Raw genomic sequence first — 1,478 nt, 5'->3', positions numbered from 1 at the left:
GGCGGCGGAGATCTTCCACGCCGCGCCGCATGTCCATATCCTGGCCACGAGCCGCGAAGCCCTGCGTGTCGAGGGAGAGCAGGTCTATCGGTTGGCGCCGCTTGCCGTTCCGCCTGACGGTGCCGGACTGACGGCTGCCGCCGCACAGACCTATCCCGCGCTTCAGCTGTTCCTCGAACGGGCGACCGCCGGCGGCGCGCAGATCGCGCTCGACGATGGCAATGCTGCGATCGTCGCCGGCATCTGCCGCAGGCTCGACGGCATGGCCCTGGCGATCGAGCTCGCCGCCGGCCGGGTCGAGGCCTACGGCCTGGAGCAGACAGCGGCCCTGCTCGACGAACGCCTCAATCTGCTGTGGCAGGGGCAGCGCACCGCGCCGCCGCGGCAGAAGACATTGCGGGCGACGCTGGACTGGAGCTACGGGCTCCTGTCCGACATCGAGCGCCTCGTGCTGCGCAGGCTCGCGGTCTTCGCCGGCCATTTCACCATCGACGCCGCGCTCGAGGTCGTGCCGGACGACCGTGTCGACCGCGCCCGCCTGTTCGACGCCATCGACAGCCTCGTCGCCAAGTCGATGGTCGCACCGCGACCGATCGGCGCGATGATGCGCTACCGGCTGCTCGACACGACGCGCGCCTATCTGCTCGAGATCGAGCCTGATGACGCGGCGCTCGCGGCCCGTCACGCGACCTACTACCGGCGGTGGCTGGAACAGGCCGGTACGACATGGGCGACGGTGCCGAGCGCCGACGAGCGCGCGATCCACTTCTCCGCGCTTCACAACGTGCGCGCCGCGCTGGACTGGTGCTTTGGCGCGAACGGCGATGTGGGCATCGGCATAGCGCTCGCCGCTGCGGCAGCTCCCATCTTTCTCGCGATGTCATTGCTGATCGAATGCCGGCGCTGGTCGGAACGGGCGCTGCTTGCGATCGATCCTTCCACGCACGGCGACGCCGAGGAAATGCACATCCAGGCCGCCCTCGGACTGACCCTGATGTTCACGCGCGGCGGCAGCGAAGCGGCGCGCGGCGCATTGAGCAGAAGCCTTGCGATCGCGCAGGCGCGCGGCGACGCGCCGAACCAGCTTCAGCTGCTCGGCCGCATGCATATCTTCCACGAGCGGATGGGACAGTTCGATGCCGCGCTTGGTTACGCACGGCAGAGCCTCACAGTCGCCGAGACGCTGGGCGATGCCGCGTCCATCGGGCTCGCCCACTCGCTCCTGGGTGTCTCGCTGCATCTGGCCGGCGAGCATCGCGACGCGCTGAACATGCTGAAGGCGGCCTGGCAGGGTCCGGGTACGGAACGGATCAGCACGGTCCATGGCTTCGATCACCGCAACCGGGCCGGCATCTCGCTCGCGCGAGAGCTCTGGCTGCAGGGCCGGCCCTTGGATGCGCGGCAGCTGGCGCGACAGACGGTCACCGAGGCCGCGCAGATGGAGCATCCGATCACGCTCTGCATCGCGCTGATATGGC

Annotated in this window: 1 protein-coding gene; it reads left to right on the top strand. The window is 69.2% G+C overall.

Annotated features, from left to right (window positions below):
- On the top strand, positions 1-1,478 hold a 1,478-nt coding region (locus tag AC1D00_RS40770), incomplete at both ends, for an ATP-binding protein (protein ID WP_477014601.1).

Source organism: Bradyrhizobium sp. P2_E8, from assembly GCF_056403875.1.
Note: the sequence above shows the minus strand (reverse complement) of the source record. Positions and strands in the feature narration are given on the sequence as shown.